The following is a 17,945-nucleotide window of genomic DNA, read 5'->3' as shown; positions in this document are numbered from 1 at the left end:
GCGCAAGCGTTTAGTAAAAGCGTCAATTACACCCGCTGTGATGGGGTTACGGGGGATTTGCCGCCATCGAATAACCAGCTTTTTAATACATGTTTCCATAATGGAATAACCAAAGTGATTAAATACCATTTCTATTCATTACTGTGAGTCAGTAGACTCGCGCCCCAATTCATTAACCTGGCTGACTAAAGAGGTGACAGATGCCATTGATACTTTTACTCGTACTACTGGTGCTGTTCAGTCCGCTGGCTATCGACATCTACCTGCCCGCCATTCCGCAGATGGCCGAGCAGCTGGGCGCCGAAGTGACACTGATGCAGGGCACCATCACCTGGTTCCTGTTCAGCATGGGGCTGGGGCAACTGCTTGTTGGCCCGCTGGCCGATCGCTACGGTCGCAAGCCCATCGCGCTGGGCGGCGTGCTGCTCTATGGCCTGAGCGCGCTGGGGGCCGGCTTTGCCGCCAGCCTCGGCGAATTGATGCTGGCGCGAGTGCTGCAGGGCTTTGGCGCCTGCGCCACTTCGGTTGCCGCCTTCTCGGTGGTACGTGACAGCTACGGCCCGAAAAAGAGCGGCCAGATGATCTCCTATCTCAATGGCGCCATCTGCTTTATTCCTGCGCTGGCCCCCCTGCTCGGTGGCTGGCTCACCGCCAAGGCGGGCTGGTCTGCCAACTTCTGGTTTATGGCCGGTTATGCGCTCATCGTCGGCAGCTGGCTGATGTGGCGGATGCCGGAGACCCGCCCGGAAGAGACCCGCAGCGAAGGGGCCCTTATCAGCTGGTCTCGCTACAGCCCGGTGCTGCGCTCCCCCAGCTTCCTGTTCAACGCGGCGCTGTGCATGCTGGCGATGGCGGTGATCCTCGCTTATGTCACCGCCGCACCGGTGCAGCTGATGGTGAAACTGGGGCTTGATATGAGCGGCTTTAGCTACTGGTTTACCGCCAACGCCGCGCTTAACATCCTGGCCTGCTTCATGGCACCGCGCTTTATCGCCAAGGTGGGGCCAAGACGAACCCTGCGCATCGGCCTGCTGGTGTTGATGCTCTCGGCCATCACCCTGACTTTGGCCATGCACATCGAACATCCGCTGGCGATGATGGGGCCGGTATTCCTCTCCAGCATCGGCTTTGCCATGATTCTGGGCTCGGCCGCCGGGATGGCGCTGGCACCGTTCGGCCACTGCGCCGGTACCGCCGCCGCACTGCTCGGCCTGTTCCAGATGAGCGGCTCCGGCGCCCTGGTTGGTCTGACCGGCGCCCTGATGCACGACCCGCTCAGCCAGCTGGCACTGCATATGTGGCTACTGCTGCCGCCTCTGGTGATGCTGATGACCCGGCGCGGTCGCCGCTTGTGTTTGCAATAAATCCTGTGCTCTGATGGGCACACTCAGGGGGCCGTCGGCCCCCTTCTCATTTGTATCGCCTTTACAGCACATGGCCATCCGGCAGATTGCCTGCGATGGCAACCCCACTCACTCGATGTCAGCGGAGAACTCCCGATGAGCCACACTCTCAACGCAGCCCTGGTGGGCTATGGCTTTGCAGGCAAGACCTTCCACGCCCCCTTCCTCTCCACCACCCCGGGCTTGTCCCTGAGTTGGGTGGTGAGCCGCGATGCTGCCAAGGTGCAGGCCGATCTGCCCGGCTGCCGGGTCGGTTCACTGGAGGAGGTGCTAAGCGATGAGACCGTCGAGCTGGTGGTGATCGCCACCCCCAACGACACCCACGCCCCCCTCGCCCGCCAGGCGCTGCTGGCAGGCAAACATGTGGTGATCGACAAGCCCTTTGCCCTGGATCTGGCCGAGGCGCAAGCGCTGGTCGAGCTGGCCGAAAAGCAGCAGCGGCTGCTCAGTATCTTCCACAACCGGCGCTGGGATGGAGATTTTCTTACCGTGCGCCGTTTGATTGGCGAGGGGACGCTGGGGCAGATCGCCCAGTTCGAATCCCACTTCGATCGCTATCGCCCCGAAGTGCGCCAGCGCTGGCGCGAAGCGGGTGGCCCGGGTTCAGGCCTCTGGTTCGATCTCGGCCCCCACGTGCTGGATCAGGCGCTGCAGCTGTTCGGCCAGCCGGACTGGTTGCAGGCCGATCTGGCCGAGCAGCGCCCCGGCGCACTGGCGGACGACTACTTCCATGTGGTGCTGGGTTACGGTGCTCTGCGGGTTATTCTGCATGGCAGCTGTCTGGTCTCGGCCACCATGCCGCGCTTTGTCATTCACGGCAGCCAGGGATCGTTCGTGAAATTCGGTATGGATGTGCAGGAAGATCAGCTCAAGCAGGGCTTGCGGCCGCCAGCGGCGGATTGGGGCATGGATAGCGAATCCGGTCAGCTCAGCCGCATTGTCGATGGTCAGTTACAGCAGCAGAGCGTGGTGGGTGAGGCGGGGGATTATGGCGCCTACTATCGCGGTGTCTGCGCCGCCATCAAGGGGAAAGGGAGCAACCCGGTGCCAGCAAGTGAAGCGCTGGCGGTGATGGCGCTGCTGGATCTGGCCCGTCAGAGCCACCTTGAGGGAAAACGGCTGCCCTGTCAGAAGCTGTCTGACTAAGGTGCGGGTCATCAGCCGCTATTGATCAACCTTGACCTTGTTAAACCGCCACAAGATGGCAGCAAAGCGGTGTTTTATTGTGCAGTTATCACCATTTAACGGCATCTTGTATTGATATCAGTCGTTGCAGTGGAGCTTTTTATCCACGGCACGAAAAAATGTCATTGTGATATCCGTTTTCATCGGTAACTAATGGGGCTATATTGCGCCCGCCTGCTGCCTCCCGGCTTCTTGTTTCAATACCGGGCAACGGTGGGCGCTGTGATGGTTGCACAGACCATCTCTCCATATTTATTTGAGGGAATGCACATGAACAAAGTACTGGTAGCCGGTATCCTGGGTCTGATGTTGACTGCTTGCGGTCAGAAAGAAGAAAAAGCTGCCGCTCCTGCTGCTCCGGCCGCCGAAGTTGCTGCCACTGTAGAAAAAGCCGCTAGCGAAGCCACCTCTACCGTAGAGAAGGCCACCTCCGAAGCGACTGCAACCGTAGAAAAAGCTGCTACCGAAGCCGCTACCAAGGTTGAAGCTGCAGTGAGCGATGCCAAGGCCAACTAAGCCTGCACCTCATTCGAAGACGGGTCCGAAGGCAACTTCGGGCCCGTTTTTTTATCTGTCGTTCAGGGCGCCGGATTAATCAGCGAGGTGAGGATGTGATCCTCCCAGCGGCCATTGATCATCAGATACGCCCGTGCAAACCCCTCCCGCTCGAAGCCGAGCCGCTCCAGCAAGGCGCCACTGCGCTGATTGGCTGGCATATAGCAAGCCATGATGCGATGCAGATCGTGCTCCCGAAACAGGTAGTCGATGGCGGCTGACAGCACCTCTCCCATCACCCCCTGCCCCTGATGCTGCTGGTCGATGGCATAGCCCAGATGACACGCCTTGAAGACCCCCATCAGGATATTGCTGAAGTTGCAGGTGGCGATCACCCGCTCGCCAGCCGGATCGAGGGCCACCAGATTGACGCCGGTGCCGTTGAAGAACTGGCTGTAGCTGTCCTGCAGCCGGGCATGCCAGTGAGAGAGGGTGTAAAAGTGCTCGTCCCGAAGCGGCTCCCAGGGGGTGAGATGGGCACGGTTGCGCCGGTAGAAGTCGAGCATCATGGGGGCCTGATCCGGCGACAGTATGGTCAGGTGGGTGCGGGCCGTCTTGATATGTGGCAGCGCCATCAGGACTCCCTCTGCCTTAACCACTCATCGCGCAGCAAGCTGTAGTGGGCGTGATCCACAATCCGGTTGCCCAGCCGCTCTGCGCGCCGGGTCACCCCCTCCTGCTGCATCCCGAGCCGTTCACAAACAGCCCTGCTGGGCTCGTTATCGGTGGCGGCGCTGATCTCCACCTTCTCCATCCCCATCTCCTCGAAGGCGTGATGGATCAGGGCCTGGCAGGCCCGGGTGATGATGCCATTACCCTGCCAGCGCTCCGCCAGCCAGTAACCGATGACCACCTTGCCAAGGTCGTGATCGATGCTGTTGTAACCTATGACCCCCACCACCTCCCCCTGATACTCGATGGCGGTGGTGAGCCCCTCGCCGCGGGCGAACTTCTCGATGGCACTGCGAATGAAGAGGGCGCTGTCAACGGGGCGCTGGATCAGTGGCGGCCAGGGTAGCCACTGGGAGAGGTACTCCCGGTTGTCATTGCAGAGGGCAAACAGTTCGCTCGCCATATCGGGCTGCAAGAAGAGCAGCGCAAGCTCGTCGTCCAACTGCCATGAAAACATGGGATTCTCCTTTCAAATCAGTGCTCAAATCGCGAACCAGCACCCAATGTAGCCAATCGCCACTGGCCGCGCCAGCCACTTTTACGCCTCCCCTCCGGCAGGTATCGCAGAGGGTCACAGCGTGCGTTCTCTCCTCCCTCAAAAGAGGAGGGTAGGTGTCTGAAACCGGATAATGCTCTCCACATGGCGCCGAAGAATGCCCCCAAACGGCACTTTGGCAGATCCTGCTACCCCTTTGTGCTGCGCTGTCACTTTTGACAGGGGGCACTTTCCCCCACCGGCACTAGCTTCAAAACGCCCGACCTTCGGTCGGTTTATCAACCTCATCGATTTAAGGAAAGAAGAGATGAATAAAATTTATCTGGCCGTTGCGCTGGCCTGCTGGGGAAGCGCCGCACTGGCGGCGCAAGAGGTAGAGATCAACGTAACGGCAAACAGCATCCGGGCCATGACAGGCCTCAGTGCCGCGAGTGGTACCTTGCAGCTGGAAGATGGCGAGTTTCGTCAGGTGCGGGTGGTCAAGCTGCCCAACGGCCAGCAGCGGATCCGCTACGAGCAGGTCTGGAACGGCATCCCGGTAATGGGTCAGGTGGTGGTAGCTGACAAGAGCCTGAACGGCCAGCTGCAACAGGCCAGCGGGCGCATGCTGCGCCAGATCGATCAGGATGTGGCAAGCCCGGTCGCCACCCTCTCGCCACAGGATGCCGCCAGCAAGGCCAAGGCGGGCAGCAAGGGGAGCAACGAGCAGGTCAAACTCTACGTGATGCAGGATGAGAACGGGCTGGCCCGGCTGGTTTATCAGGTCTCCTTCATCGCCGAAGGTGACAAGCCAAGCCGCCCCTTCGTCATTCTTGATGCCCAGAGCGGTGAAGAGCTCAAACGCTGGGAGGGGATCAACCACAAGGACGCCACCGGCCCGGGGGGCAACATCAAGACCGGCAAATACTTTTACGGCACCGACTTTGGCCCTCTCATCGTGGATGACAACTGCCGGATGACCAGCCCCAACGTCGATACCATCAACCTCAACCACGCCACCTCAGGCGGTGCCATCCACCAGTTCACCTGTCCGGAGAACCGGGTCAAGGAGATCAACGGCGCCTACTCGCCCCTCAACGACGCCCACTACTTCGGCAACGTGGTGTTCGACATGTACCGCAACTGGTACAACACGGCGCCCCTCACCTTCAAACTGAAGATGCGGGTTCACTACAGCAAGAATTACGAGAACGCCTTCTGGGATGGCAGCCAGATGACCTTTGGTGATGGCGCCACCACCTTCCACCCGCTGGTCAGCCTCGATGTGGCGGCCCACGAGGTGAGCCACGGCTTTACCGAGCAGAACTCCGGGCTGATCTATTCAGGACAATCCGGCGGCATCAACGAGGCCTTCTCCGATATGGCGGGGGAAGCGGCCGAGTTCTACATGAAGGGGAGCAACGACTGGCTGGTCGGGGCGCAGATATTCAAGGGCAACGGCTCCCTGCGTTACTTCGAGGATCCGACCCGGGATGGCAGATCCATCGGCCATGCGGCGGATTATCAGGAGGGGATGGATGTACACCACAGCTCAGGGGTCTACAACCGCGCCTTCTACCTGCTGGCCACCAGCAGCGGCTGGAACACCCGCAAGGCATTTGAAGTCTTCTTGTTGGCCAACCGCCTCTACTGGGGCGCCAACACCAACTACCAGCAAGGGGCCTGCGGCGTCAGCCGGGCGACCGCCGACCTGGGTTACAGTCAGGCGGATGTGGCACGGGCCTTCCAGACCGTCGGGGTTGATGCCAGCTGCGGCACCACGCCGCCACCGAGCGACAATGTGCTGCAAAACGGCGTGCCAGTGAGCAACCTCGCCGCCAGCAAGGGTGGCAAGCTCAACTACACCCTGAACGTACCGGCGGGCACCAGGTCGCTGCAGATCAGCAGCAGTGGCGGCACCGGAGATGCCGACCTCTACGTCCGCTTTGGCAGCGCCCCCACCAGCAGCAGTTATGACTGCCGTCCCTACAAGGGCGGTAACAACGAAAGCTGCTCCTTCACCAATCCCAAGGCGGGCACCTGGCATGTGCAGCTGTCAGGGTTTTCCGCGTTCAGTGGCGTGACCCTCAAGGCCAGCTACTGATCCACCCGATGCGGGCCTTGTCCCGCATCGTTCTACTCATTGCGCCACCGTTTCGCCAGCGTGCGGGCGGTGGCCAACACGGTTTCCCGGGCCGGGTTGGGCCGCTTGCCACCGCGCCACGCCATCATCACATCCCAATGCTCTTGCGGCAGATTGCGCACATCTAGCCTGACCAGCCGTCCCACCTCCAGATCCCGCTTGATGGCCAGCTCCGGCATCAAAGTGATAAACCCGTGTTCCAGCGCCAGATCCCGCGCTGCACTGGCGGGCTGCACCGCATGCAGGGGGCTGGCCGCCCGCCGCAGCCGCCGCAACTGCTGGATAAAGACGTCACATCCCGGCCCCCATACCTGAGGCGCCAGCCGCTGGTCGGCAATATCCTCCAGGGTGAGGCCGTGACAACCGGCCAGCGGATGTAATGGCGAGGCGATTGCGATGATGGGAGAGCAGCAGAGCAGCTCCATCTGCAGGCCAGCAACCGGCGGGCGCTTGAGCACAAAGCCGATATCGGCCTCGCCGGTCAGCAGCGACTGCATGATCTCACCGGAGTGATCCGTGGTGCAGCGGATCTCGAACGGCTCGTCCACCAGCTCCATCAATAACGAGCCAAACACCACCGAAGTGAGGGATGGCAGACTAGAGAGACGGATACAAGGCAGCGCAGGTGCCCCCTGCAATGCCAGTCGCCCTTCGCTCAGGATCGCCAGCGCAGAGCGGGCTGATGGCAGAAACTCCTCGCAGGCACGGGTCGGCGTCACCCCGCGCCGATGACGCTGAAACAGCGGCGCCCCGAGGCTCTCCTCCAGCTGGGCAATCCGCTGGCTCACCAGCGGCTGTGACCAGCCACGAATGGCCGCCGCCTGACTGAAGCTGCCCAGCTCGGCCACATCCAGCAGCAGTTGCAGATCGTCCAGATCCATAGACATAAATAATCCTGATATGAAATATAGGTAGTTGTCGTCTACCACTATATCTAAACCCTCTCCAGAATGAAGGTATCTGTGAATGAGAGGGCGTTATGGTCGATAGGGCGAGGTTTTGGGGACGCTGGTTTCTGGCGCTGGATACCACACTGGTGATCCTGGGTTTCTTTGTGGTGATGCCGATGATCAGTCTGCGCTTCGTCGACCAGCTCGGCTGGGCCGCCGGTCTGGTGGGGCTGGCCCTCGGCCTGCGCCAGCTGACCCAGCAGGGGCTGGGGATCTTCGGCGGCTCCCTCGCTGACCGCTTTGGCGCCCGCCCGCTCATCGTCACCGGAATGCTGTTGCGCGCCGTCGGCTTTGCCACCCTGGCCTGGGCCGACAGCGGCGCCATGCTGATTTTCTCCTGCTTCCTCTCGGGTCTGGGCGGTTGCCTGTTCGACCCGCCACGGGCCGCACTGGTGATCAAATTTACTCGCCCCCATGAGCGGGGCCGTTTTATATCCCTGCTGATGATGCTGGAGAGCGCGGGAGCCGTCACCGGTGCCCTGCTCGGCAGCTGGCTGCTGCGCTTTGACTTCACTTACGTCTGCCTGCTGGGCGCCGGGCTCTTCACGCTGGCGGCTCTCTGCAACTGGACCCTGCTGCCCGCCTACCGCCTCTCGGTCAAACCGACTCCGATGCGGGAAGGGTTGGGGCAGGTGCTGGCGGATCGCGCCTTCTGCCGACTGGTGCTGATCTTAAGCGGCTATTACATGCTGTGGGTACAGGTGATGCTGATTTTCCCCATTCTGGTCAAGCAGCTCTCCGGCACCACCACGGCAGTGGGCTGGATGTACAGCCTGGAAACAGCGCTGTCACTGGCGCTGATCTACCCTATCGCCCGTTTCAGCGAGCGGCGCTATCGGCTGGAGAGCCGGCTGATGGCGGGTATCCTGCTGATGACGGTGGGGATCGGGCTGGTCGCCTTCGTCAGCACCCTCTCCGGCATCTTCGTACTGCTGGCCTGCTTCTATCTGGGGATCATCATCTGTGAACCGGCCCGGGAGACCCTGATGACCCGGCTGGCCAACCCCGCAGCCCGCGGCAGCTACATGGGCTTCAGCCGCCTTGGACTGGCGCTTGGAGGCATGACCGGCTATGTGGGCGGCGGCTCCCTCTATGACTTCTCGCTGCAACAGGGACAACCGGCCCTTCCCTGGCTGGTGCTGGGCACCATAGGCGTCGCCACCATATTGCTGCTCGCCCGCTGCTTCTCCCGCCGCCCAGAGCTGGCCATCAGAGCAGCCGCCTGACGACCGCCCCACCTGCGGCAGCCCAATCAACGGGGCTGCCGCTCACCTCATATTCTGCAAGTCATCACAGCAAAAGGTTGCGAATTACAACTTTTACGCTATTTTAGTTGTCATGCACAACTAAACAGGAAACCACGACATGGATCCCCGTCCCCTGCGCGCCCTGTCGCGCGATCTGGTTCGCGAACTCGGCATGCTCTCCCAGCAGTGCGGCAATCTGGCCCTCACCCCCATCGAGGCTCACCTGCTGATCGAGCTGGAAAACGCCCCGGCCACCAATCAGCAGCTGGCAGAAAAGCTGCACATCGACAAATCCAACGCCAGCCGTCCGCTGGCACGCCTCGCCGAGCGGGAGCTTATCAGCTGGCACCCGCACCCCTCCGACGGCCGCAGCAAGGAGGCCCGCCTCACCGTCAACGGTCAGGGGATGCTGCTGGAGTTGCACCGGGAGATGGACGGGGCGATGGAAGAGATGCTGGCGCAGTTGAGCCTGCCCGAGCGGGAGCAACTGTGGCAAGGGCTGCGGCTCTATCGCAGCGCCCTCTCCCGCGCCCGTCGCCAGCGGGGCTACCAGATCCGCCCCATCACGGCGGCGGACAATGCCCAGATCGCCTTGGTGATCCGCGCCGTCTCGGCCGAATATGGCCTCACCGCCGACAAGGGGTATGGGGTCTCGGATCCCAATCTCGACACCCTCTCCCAGAGCTATCAGGGGGAGAAGAGTCGCTACTGGGTCATCGAAGGGCCGGACGGTTCCATCCTCGGTGGTGGCGGTATCGCGCCATTGGCAGGAGAAGAGGGAGTCTGCGAGCTGCAGAAGATGTACTTTATGCCCGCCCTGCGCGGACTGGGCCTTGGCAAGCGGCTGCTGTTGCAGGCACTAGACGAGGCGCGCGCGCTTGGTTATCAGCGCTGCTATCTGGAGACCACTGAGGTACTGCGCGAAGCCACCAGCCTCTATGAATCACTGGACTTTGAACACCTGCCAGGCCCCCTTGGCTGCACCGGCCACGGGGATTGCGAGATCTGCATGGTGCTGACACTGGGGTAGCCCCCTCATCCCCAACCCTTCTCCCGCAAGGGGAGAAGGGGGCAAAAACACTTCCGCGACCTTTCAGGCAGACCTCTGATGGTGCCCTCTCCCTCTGGGAGAGGGCTAGGGTGAGGGCTGCTTGCGACTGGTATATGCTGAACAATTCCCCCCTGCATCCCTCCTTAAAACAGGCAAAACGGCACAAAACAAGAGACCCCGCCGAAGCGGGGTCTCTTTTATCTTGTCTGCCGAGCAGGCAATCGCTTATCAGTGCTCGCGAGTCTGGCGGAACTCCACGTCAGGGTGGCGCTCCTGAGCCAGTCGCAGGTTGACCATGGTCGGTGCGATATAGGTGAGGTTGTCACCGCCATCGAGGGCCAGGTTGACCTCGTTCTTGCGCTTGAACTCTTCGAACTTCTTGACGTCGGTCCCTTCCACCCAGCGGGCGGTGGAGACGTTGACCGCCTCGTAGATAGCCTCGACGTTGTACTCGCTCTTGAGGCGCGAAACCACCACGTCAAACTGCAGCACACCGACAGCACCAACGATGAGATCGTTGCTGATCAGCGGACGGAACACCTGTACCGCGCCCTCTTCGGAGAGCTGGACCAGCCCCTTGAGCAGCTGCTTCTGCTTGAGCGGGTCGCGCAGGCGGATGCGGCGGAACAGTTCCGGTGCAAAGTTCGGGATACCGGTGAACTTGAGATCTTCACCCTGGGTGAAGGTGTCACCGATCTGGATGGTGCCATGGTTGTGCAGACCGATGATGTCACCGGCGAAGGCGTCTTCCGCCTGCTCACGGTCACCGGCCATAAAGGTCACGGCGTCGGAGATGTTCACATCCTTGCCGATACGCACGTGGCGCATCTTCATGCCCTTGGAGTAGGTGCCTGACACGATACGCATAAAAGCGATACGGTCGCGGTGCTTCGGATCCATGTTTGCCTGGATCTTGAACACGAAGCCGGAGAACTTCTCCTCGGTCGCCACCACTTCGCGGCTCTCGGCCTTGCGTGGCATGGGAGACGGCGCCCAGTCAGTCAGGCCATCCAGCATGTGGTCGACACCGAAGTTACCCAGTGCAGTACCGAAGAAGACCGGGGTCATCTCGCCAGCGATAAAGGCATCGTGATCGAACTCGGGAGAGGCGCCCTGCACCAGTTCCAGCTCGTCACGCAGCTGCTGAGCCAGATCTTCGCCGACGGCGGCATCCAGATCCGGGTTGTTCAGCCCCTTGACCACCCGCTTCTCCTGGATGGTGTGGCCCTGACCGCTCTGATAGAGATATGTCTCATCCTTGTAGAGGTGATAGACACCCTTGAAGGATTTGCCGCAGCCGATAGGCCAGGTGATCGGGGCGCACATGATCTTCAGCTCGCGCTCTACTTCATCCATCACTTCCATCGGATCGCGCACTTCGCGGTCCAGCTTGTTCATGAAGGTGAGGATGGGGGTATCACGCAGACGGGTGACTTCCATCAGCTTGCGGGTCCGGTCTTCAACACCCTTGGCGGCATCGATGACCATCAGGCAGCAGTCGACCGCGGTCAGGGTACGGTAGGTATCTTCGGAGAAGTCCTCGTGACCCGGGGTGTCAAGCAGGTTGACCAGACAATCGGCATAGGGGAACTGCATCACCGAGGTGGTGATGGAGATACCACGCTGCTTCTCCATCTCCATCCAGTCGGATTTGGCGTGCTGGCCCGAGCCACGGCCCTTGACGGTACCGGCGCGCTGAATGGCCTGTCCGAACAGCAGGACTTTCTCGGTGATGGTGGTTTTACCCGCATCCGGGTGCGAAATGATCGCAAAAGTGCGTCTCTTGGAGACTTCACTCAGAAATTCAGCTGACATAATTCAACGTTCTTCTATTGAGCGGTGGCATCAGCCACCGTGGGAATAAATCCGGAATGCCGCTCACGGCACATGTATACGCAACGAAAGCCACGCCAGCTGGCGTGTTGCCAACCTGGTGGAGAGAGGGAGGAGGGTTGCGTTACATGGGTCTTCTCGCCTGAGTCAAAGCAAAATTGCGCGACATTATACCCGCGCGAGTGAAAAATACCCAGCCTGACAAGAGATGATAATTTGGCCGCTCAGCCGTTCCACAGGTTCCAACTGAACAGAAAATCAAACACTCCGAATCGGATGGCAACATCCGGACCACGTGGACTTGGCCTCCTCCCCATGCCAGCAACAACCACTCTTGATAAATTTTCATACTTGGACTTTCCCTATCCAGCTACAAATATGTAAATCGTATCTACATAATGGAGAGGTCATTACATGAAACATTCCACCCTGCACAATCAACAGATCGTCATTATCGGTGGTACCTCGGGTCTTGGCCTGGCCACCGCCCACCAAGCGATCGAGCAAGGCGCCAAGGTCATTATCGGCGGTTCCAGCCGTGAGCAGCTTGCCACTGCGCTGGCTGAACTGGGCCCAAGTGCCAGTGGCCATCAACTGGATATTCTCGACGTTGACTCCGTCAATCACTTTTTCAACCAGCTGGATTCGCTGGATCATCTCGTCATTACCGCCGCCGTCATGCGACCAGGCAGCTTTCTCACCGCTGCCATCGAAGACTTGAAAATCAACATGGACAGCCGCTTCTGGGGAAGTGTTCATGCGATCCGCGCCGCAGCCCCCAAACTGTCCGAACGCGGCTCCATCGTGCTCACGTCCGGGATGGTGACGCGCCGCCCACAACTAGGTAAAGCACTCCCTGCCGTTGCAGCTGGCGCTGTTGAAACGCTGGCTCACAGTCTGGTTACCGAGCTGACCCCCCGTCGGATCAACGTCATCAACCCGGGCCCCATGCGCACACCCATGCTGCTTAAAGCACTGGGCAATGACCCACAAAAAGTGGCTGCCGTGGCGCAAAACCTGCCTTTGAAGCGCTTGGGAGAGGGAGAGGATTATGCGCAGGCCGCGCTGTTCCTGATGAGCAACAACAACATGAATGGTGAAGTGCTTCACCTCAATGGTGGCAGCGCCTGGGCATAACGCCCTTCTGACTGTCTTCTGCGCTCGCGCTTGCCAATCTGTCATCGCAGGCAAGAACGAGCGCAGGGGACGATCATCCTCGCCGTATCAGAGTGATCCCGAATAGCGATGACATCCTGCTGAGTGACAATATCCAGCCCGTCAGTTATCTGTTTCCACCCGGTTGCGCCCCGCCTCTTTCGCACGATACAGCGCATTGTCGGCACGCTGGATCAGGGCCGCCAGATCCTGATCATCGTCTCGCAGAGAGGCACATCCGATACTGATGGTTACCGGGTACGACATGCCGGGCAGCGCCCGGTTGGCAACCGAGTGACGGATCCGCTCAGCCACCCGGCACGCTTCTTCAAGGCTGGTATCCGGCAGCAGGATCAAGAACTCCTCTCCGCCGGTACGCCCCAACTGATCCTGGTGTCGCAGCTGTCGATCTGCCGCCCGAGAGACCCATTGCAGCACCCTGTCTCCTTGATGATGTCCCAGGGTATCGTTGATCCGCTTGAAGTGATCGATATCGAACACCAGCAGACAAAATGGCGTGCCCTGCCTGCGAGCCAGCGCCAACATATCGCTGCCCTGCCGCAGCACCCGACGGCGGTTGTTGATGCCGGTCAGCTCATCGGTAAAGGCCAGACGACGCATCCGACGGTTGCGATCAAGCAGCCACCCCATCGTCAGCAGCGCCAGTACCCCGCAGAGCACCATCACCACCAGCAGCCAGAAACGACGCTCCTTGACCTGCTCCAGCTCCTGCTGCTGCAGTTTCTGCTCGACTCGCAGTCGCTCGTTTTCCCCCTCCTGACGGGCCAGCTCGAACTCGCCGCGAACCCAGGCCGTGCTCTGTTCCCGTAACAGCTGATCGAGCCGCTGCTCCTGCACCAGATGCTCCCGCAATGCGGCGAGCGCCGCCGGATAGTCGCCTTGCAACTCGAGCGCCCGACTGCGTACCCAGTAGAGCTCGAGCAAAAAGCGCACGTGCCCTTCCACCTTCAAAATCGGCTCAATCTTCTCAAGCGCACGCAAGGCTGGCGCCGATTCCTGCTGTTCGACTCTCAACCTCGCCCGCACCAGCTCGAGATGCGCATGGAGGATGGGATCAACATCGGGAGAGAGCACCTTCGCAGCTTGTGCCAACAAGCGTCCGGCATCAGCGGGGCGATCCAGCCCGAGCAGAGCCTCGGCCTGCATCACCATGCGTTCGGCATGCTCAATCAGATATTGAGGCTGATTATAAAAGGCCGCACTGCGTTCAAGCTCGCCCAGCGCATCCTGATAACGCCCGGTCTGCAGATAGACCATAGCCAGTTGATCACTGAGCCTTGCCGAGCCAAATCCATCGTGGCTCCTGGCAAAATGCTCGCTCAACCGGTTGAGGGTGGCGAGCGCTTCGGCATAGAGGCCCATACGACGAAATGTGGCTGCAATCTCGAGCTGCGCCTGGTGATACCAGGTGGGCAACCCCAGCTGCTCATAGATATTGTGCGCCTTGGTGAGATCCATCAGCCCCAGGCCTGAGACCCCCTGAAAAGACAGCATGGCCCCCCGGCGGGCCAGCGCCAGCGCCTCCAGCTTTGGCACGGCGGCCTCTCTTGCCAGCCGCAGCCCCTCATCGTAATCGTGACGAGCCTTCGCTACCTCGCCGAGCAGCTGATTGAACCAGCCGCGGCAAATCGTCAGTTCCGCCACGGCGGCGTCATCACCCTCCTCGCGCGCAATGGCCAGCATCCGCTCCGCATTGGCGATGGCGGTACGGGACTCCTGCATGTCATCGGCCGATTGGGCCCAGCAAGCCAGACGACTGATCCGCATCTGCTGCGACGGCGGATAGGCGTTGCCGTCCCGCTGCAAACGGGCAAGGCGCTCCCGCAACAACTCGATCGGCTGGTAGACCCGCTCCATCCCTCCCAGTTCATTTTCCAACTGCTCGGGGGACAAGGGTTTGGCTGCCAGCCCGAACACCGCCAGCAACAGCAGCAAGGCAAGTCGGCTCATACACACTCCGGATCAATGGGAAAGATCATCGGGCAAGCCGATGCCGGAAAATCATCATCTTTTCGCCTGTAACAATGGTTGTAAAGGCTATCACCCGGACAGAGAGCCCGAATGGCAGGCTAGTCACATTTTACTGCGATATCATCGCGTTGGAATGAAAGCGGGGACGCACAGCGAAAAAGAGGGGGCGGGATAACCATCCGAGAGGGGTTGCCCCCTCCCGGTCACTAGTGATGCTGCCAGCGCCGCAGCAGCCGGCCGCGCAGGCCGCAATCGAGCAGCCAGCTGTTGTCAAAGATCCGCAGCAGCGCCTGCTTGGCGTGGCGGGACATGGCGACGGCGTGAAAACGGGTCTGGCGCTGACGATAGCGGTTCATCTGATCGAGCAGGGGATGGGGCAGGCTCTGGGCGATAAAGTCGGAGATGACCAGCACATCCGCCTTGGCAAAAGCGGGATCATCGAGCTTGGCCAGCGCCTTCTCCAGACAAGGCACCAGATCGGTACCGCCGTGAAAACTCATGGAGAGAAAGCGCTCCGCCTTGTCCAGACCGGTATCCGCGGTGATCTCGAGGGTCGCCACCTCGGTGGAGAAGAGCATCAGGTAGCAGCCGCGCTTCTCATCCATCGCCACCTTGAGCAACGCCAGAAACAGCGCCTTGGCACACTCCTCGGGATATCCCCCCATGGAACCGGAAGTATCGACGCAGACGATAAAGGGGCCTCGCTGCTGCAACTGCTGCCCCCCCTGCTCCGGGGTGCGCAGCATGATGCGCTGGCGCGGCAAGGTGCCACGTGACTGATAGCTGAGCAGGCGCCGCTCCAGATAGCGGCGATAGAACTCCAGCTCCAGCTCCGGCAGCCCCAGCATCACAGCTTCACTTGGCAGTAACCTCATCAGATCGTTCGCCTGATGGATGCCCACCAGATCGTCCGGCACATCGTCACTGGGGGCTGGCTCCAGCTCCAGCACCTGAACCGGCGGCACAGGTTGCTCCTGCGCCCGCCGATCCCGCTCGCTGCGCCCGAGCAGACCGGCAATCTCCGCCAGCAAGGGCTCGCGCTGCAACATGCGGGCATACTGCTTGACCAGCACCAGACTCCGCTTGTGCCAGTGCCCCTGCGCCAGATCCCACAAACCACCGGCGGAGATCTGGTTGGGATCGAGGGCATCGGCCAGGGTGCGGCTCGCCAGCAGCTGATCTTCAATCTCCTGACGCTGCTTCTCCCGCTCCGCTTCGGCGATCTGCTGCTGCAGTTGCAGCAGGCTCCCCACCAGACTGGCGCGCCACTTGTCGATAAAGAGCTGGCGCAGCCCCTCGGTGGGGTGAGCAGTCAGCTGACGCACCAAGGATCTGGCCTCACCGGCGAAGGGGCTGTACTGCTCCAGCGACTCCAGCAAGCCGGGCAGGCGACCAATCAGCTCGGTCATCGGCAGTTGCCGGTGCGCCTGATAGAGCAGGTACTCCTGCTCCAGCGCCACCGGCACCGGCTTGTGACGGATCTCCTCACCAAGCTGCTCGCCCCAACTCTGCAGGCGCTTTTTCAGCAGCTTGCCCTGTAGCGGGGAGCGTTTGATAAATTCGGAAATCTTGGGCGAGGCCGCCAGCAGCGCCACCACCTCTCCCGCAAGCTCACCCTCTCCCATGAGAAGGCCCAGATCCAGCATGCCGATCTCAAGCATGAGCGCTCCTTACTCGTCCAGCCTTGGCAACCGCTCGCGCCACTGGGTCAGCTCGTTGCGCAGCAGTTCGAGATCTCGGTTCAGCACAAAGAAGCTGTCTTCCACCTGCTGCAGCCAGCGCTGGGCGATAAAGAGGTGTTGCTGGTGACGTTCGAACAGGCTGCGCTGCTGCTTGAGCTCCTGCATCACCTTGCCGACCTGAACCAGCTGCTCGTCGAGCGACTGCAACCAGGGCGCCAGCACCACCTCGGGGATGGCGTTGCGCTCCATCAAAACCAGCGGGATCTGCTGCCGCTGGATATCGAGCACCTGCAGCCGCAGCTCATCGTCCAGTACCAGCTCGTAATGCCCCTCTTTCGGGTTGCCAAACTCATAACCCACCAGCGCCTCACCGGTGGGGCGCCAGTGGGAGAGCAAGGTGCGATCGAACACCAGGGTGCGGGTGAGGCGCTCGGGATCGCCGCCATCCAGCGGCGCCGGGGTGAGCAGATGGAAGTGCACCTGCTTGCCAAAGGGTCTGGCATTGGCAAGCGGGATCTCGATACCCCGGGCCCGCCGGCCAAACCACTGCTTGCGTTGCCGGGCCTTTGTGCACAGGCGCTGGGCCACGCTCTGTTTGAGCTGTTTGAACTGATCCCGCAGCGCCAGCAGCTGACGGGTCATCGCCAGTTGCTGATAGCCGTAAAGGCGGGAAAACTCGGTCATCATCTCCAGCAGGGCGGTGCGGGACTCCTCGTCATGCCAGAGACAATCCTTGAACAGCAGCAGATCTACCGGTGCAACCTCATCGCGGCCATTGAAGAAAGCGCTCGCCTTGATAAGCCGTACCGCCTTCTTCCAGCGACGATCCGACACATAGCAGCGATGGGCCAGCTGACTGTCGAGCTGCTGGCGCAGCTGGTAGATGAGCTCGAAACAGGCATCCGGCAGGCGCACCTGTTCAATCTGGCTCTGCCACTGCTCATACTCATCCCCCCGGATCTGCAGGGATTCCGGCAAGTTCTGGTGGGCGTGGCCATCGCTGGCCAGCATGGATTGAAAGTTGGCTTTCTCCTGCACCCGGTCCATCCAGATCCGCACCAGCATCCGGTCGTAGAGCGCTTCCAGCCCGCTGTCCTGTGCCGGCAGCTCGTTGGAGGCGGTCACCAGCAATCGCATCGGGATAGGGTGCTGGCTGTCACCGTTGCGAAACTGCCGCTCGTTGATGGCGGTGAGCAGGGTGTTGAGGATGGCAGGGCCCGCCTTCCAGATCTCGTCGAGGAACACCACTTCGGCCTCAGGCAGATAACCTGTGGTGAGACGCAGATATTTGCCATCCTCTTTCAACGCCTGAATGGAGAGGGGGCCAAACACCTCCTCCGGCGTACTGAAACGGGTCATCAGGTATTCAAAGTGGCGGGCGTCGTGAAAGGCCAGCTTGAGGCGGCGGGCGATCAGGCTCTTGGCAATACCGGGTGGCCCCAGCAAGAAGACACTCTCACCGCTGAGGGCCGCCAGCAGACCGAGGCGCAAGGCATCCTGCCGTTCGTAAAGTCCCTCACCGAGGGCGGCCAGCAGCCGGGGCAAGCGCTCCTGGATGGGAATAAGGCGCGCAGGGTTCTGGGCTTGAGCTAAAGACGACAT

14 protein-coding genes are annotated in these 17,945 nt (G+C 60.9%); 7 read left to right on the top strand and 7 right to left on the bottom strand.

Translation table 11 applies throughout. The features are described from left to right. Window positions 1-200: 200 nt before the first annotated feature. From I6L46_RS20260 to I6L46_RS20250, 3 genes are all read left to right on the top strand, one after another. Window positions 201-1,364 carry a multidrug effflux MFS transporter gene (locus I6L46_RS20260; RefSeq protein ID WP_005340537.1) on the top strand — a complete coding sequence of 388 codons (1,164 nt, stop codon included), beginning with the start codon at window positions 201-203 and terminating at the stop codon, window positions 1,362-1,364. A 135-nt stretch (window positions 1,365-1,499) separates the two neighbouring features. Continuing rightward, window positions 1,500-2,549, top strand: a complete 1,050-nt coding sequence (locus tag I6L46_RS20255; protein WP_216976925.1) for an oxidoreductase — start codon at window positions 1,500-1,502, stop codon at window positions 2,547-2,549. 309 nt (window positions 2,550-2,858) lie between these two features. Continuing rightward, window positions 2,859-3,104 (top strand): hypothetical protein, encoded by a 246-nt coding sequence (locus I6L46_RS20250; protein WP_193860654.1) that lies wholly within the window; start codon window positions 2,859-2,861, stop codon window positions 3,102-3,104. Between the two features lie 62 nt (window positions 3,105-3,166). Here the strand turns inward: I6L46_RS20250 and rimJ are convergent, their stop codons facing one another. Beyond that, window positions 3,167-3,718 (bottom strand): ribosomal protein S5-alanine N-acetyltransferase, encoded by a 552-nt coding sequence (gene rimJ, locus I6L46_RS20245; protein WP_216976923.1) that lies wholly within the window; start codon window positions 3,716-3,718, stop codon window positions 3,167-3,169. Then, entirely contained in the window at window positions 3,718-4,272 is a 555-nt protein-coding gene (locus tag I6L46_RS20240; RefSeq protein ID WP_005341258.1) for a GNAT family N-acetyltransferase, read from the bottom strand. The genes rimJ and I6L46_RS20240 overlap by 1 nt, the downstream gene beginning before the upstream one ends. A 346-nt stretch (window positions 4,273-4,618) precedes the next feature. Here I6L46_RS20240 and I6L46_RS20235 point away from each other — a divergent pair, with 346 nt between their 5' ends. Beyond that, window positions 4,619-6,394 (top strand): M4 family metallopeptidase, encoded by a 1,776-nt coding sequence (locus I6L46_RS20235; protein ID WP_216976921.1) that lies wholly within the window; start codon window positions 4,619-4,621, stop codon window positions 6,392-6,394. Between the two features lie 32 nt (window positions 6,395-6,426). Here I6L46_RS20235 and I6L46_RS20230 read toward each other — a convergent pair whose 3' ends face one another. Continuing rightward, window positions 6,427-7,320, bottom strand: a complete 894-nt coding sequence (locus I6L46_RS20230; protein ID WP_005349020.1) for a LysR family transcriptional regulator — start codon at window positions 7,318-7,320, stop codon at window positions 6,427-6,429. A gap of 92 nt (window positions 7,321-7,412) precedes the next feature. On the opposite strand from I6L46_RS20230, the gene mdtH reads away from it, so the two are divergent. Both mdtH and I6L46_RS20220 read left to right on the top strand, forming a co-directional pair. Next, window positions 7,413-8,609: a multidrug efflux MFS transporter MdtH gene (gene mdtH / locus I6L46_RS20225; protein WP_216976919.1), complete on the top strand. Its 1,197-nt coding sequence runs from the start codon at window positions 7,413-7,415 to the stop codon at window positions 8,607-8,609. 139 nt (window positions 8,610-8,748) lie between these two features. Next, entirely contained in the window at window positions 8,749-9,660 is a 912-nt protein-coding gene (locus I6L46_RS20220; protein ID WP_216976917.1) for a GNAT family N-acetyltransferase, read from the top strand. Window positions 9,661-9,909: 249 nt separating this feature from the next. On the opposite strand, the gene prfC is transcribed toward I6L46_RS20220, so the two are convergent. Beyond that, window positions 9,910-11,499 (bottom strand): peptide chain release factor 3, encoded by a 1,590-nt coding sequence (gene prfC, locus I6L46_RS20215; protein ID WP_085942998.1) that lies wholly within the window; start codon window positions 11,497-11,499, stop codon window positions 9,910-9,912. Between the two features lie 429 nt (window positions 11,500-11,928). Between prfC and I6L46_RS20210 the strand changes: the two genes are divergently transcribed. Next, on the top strand, window positions 11,929-12,651 hold the full coding sequence (locus I6L46_RS20210; protein ID WP_216976915.1) for an SDR family oxidoreductase: 723 nt from the start codon (window positions 11,929-11,931) through the stop codon (window positions 12,649-12,651). 141 nt (window positions 12,652-12,792) lie between these two features. Here I6L46_RS20210 and I6L46_RS20205 read toward each other — a convergent pair whose 3' ends face one another. The 3 genes from I6L46_RS20205 to I6L46_RS20195 form a co-directional block, all read right to left on the bottom strand. Beyond that, window positions 12,793-14,640, bottom strand: coding sequence for a diguanylate cyclase (locus tag I6L46_RS20205; protein WP_216976913.1), 1,848 nt, complete (start codon window positions 14,638-14,640; stop codon window positions 12,793-12,795). Between the two features lie 227 nt (window positions 14,641-14,867). Beyond that, on the bottom strand, window positions 14,868-16,322 hold the full coding sequence (gene viaA / locus I6L46_RS20200; RefSeq protein WP_216976911.1) for an ATPase RavA stimulator ViaA: 1,455 nt from the start codon (window positions 16,320-16,322) through the stop codon (window positions 14,868-14,870). A gap of 9 nt (window positions 16,323-16,331) precedes the next feature. Then, entirely contained in the window at window positions 16,332-17,945 is a 1,614-nt protein-coding gene (locus I6L46_RS20195; RefSeq protein WP_108612909.1) for an ATPase RavA domain-containing protein, read from the bottom strand.

The sequence above is a fragment of the Aeromonas sp. FDAARGOS 1416 genome (assembly GCF_019048085.1).
GTDB lineage: Bacteria > Pseudomonadota > Gammaproteobacteria > Enterobacterales > Aeromonadaceae > Aeromonas > Aeromonas veronii.
The sequence above is the reverse complement of the archived record's forward strand: the minus strand, read 5'-3'. Positions and strand labels throughout refer to the sequence as shown.

Coding starts and splice junctions, on each gene's coding strand:
- mdtH (WP_216976919.1), top strand. CDS start 7,413: ATGGTCGATAGGGCGAGGTTTTGGGGACGCTGGTTTCTGGCGCTGGAT.
- rimJ (WP_216976923.1), bottom strand. CDS start 3,718: ATGGCGCTGCCACATATCAAGACGGCCCGCACCCACCTGACCATACTG.
- I6L46_RS20195 (WP_108612909.1), bottom strand. CDS start 17,945: ATGTCGTCTTTAGCTCAAGCCCAGAACCCTGCGCGCCTTATTCCCATC.
- I6L46_RS20240 (WP_005341258.1), bottom strand. CDS start 4,272: ATGTTTTCATGGCAGTTGGACGACGAGCTTGCGCTGCTCTTCTTGCAG.
- I6L46_RS20255 (WP_216976925.1), top strand. CDS start 1,500: ATGAGCCACACTCTCAACGCAGCCCTGGTGGGCTATGGCTTTGCAGGC.
- I6L46_RS20230 (WP_005349020.1), bottom strand. CDS start 7,320: ATGTCTATGGATCTGGACGATCTGCAACTGCTGCTGGATGTGGCCGAG.
- I6L46_RS20260 (WP_005340537.1), top strand. CDS start 201: ATGCCATTGATACTTTTACTCGTACTACTGGTGCTGTTCAGTCCGCTG.
- I6L46_RS20235 (WP_216976921.1), top strand. CDS start 4,619: ATGAATAAAATTTATCTGGCCGTTGCGCTGGCCTGCTGGGGAAGCGCC.
- I6L46_RS20210 (WP_216976915.1), top strand. CDS start 11,929: ATGAAACATTCCACCCTGCACAATCAACAGATCGTCATTATCGGTGGT.
- viaA (WP_216976911.1), bottom strand. CDS start 16,322: ATGCTTGAGATCGGCATGCTGGATCTGGGCCTTCTCATGGGAGAGGGT.
- I6L46_RS20205 (WP_216976913.1), bottom strand. CDS start 14,640: ATGAGCCGACTTGCCTTGCTGCTGTTGCTGGCGGTGTTCGGGCTGGCA.
- I6L46_RS20250 (WP_193860654.1), top strand. CDS start 2,859: ATGAACAAAGTACTGGTAGCCGGTATCCTGGGTCTGATGTTGACTGCT.
- I6L46_RS20220 (WP_216976917.1), top strand. CDS start 8,749: ATGGATCCCCGTCCCCTGCGCGCCCTGTCGCGCGATCTGGTTCGCGAA.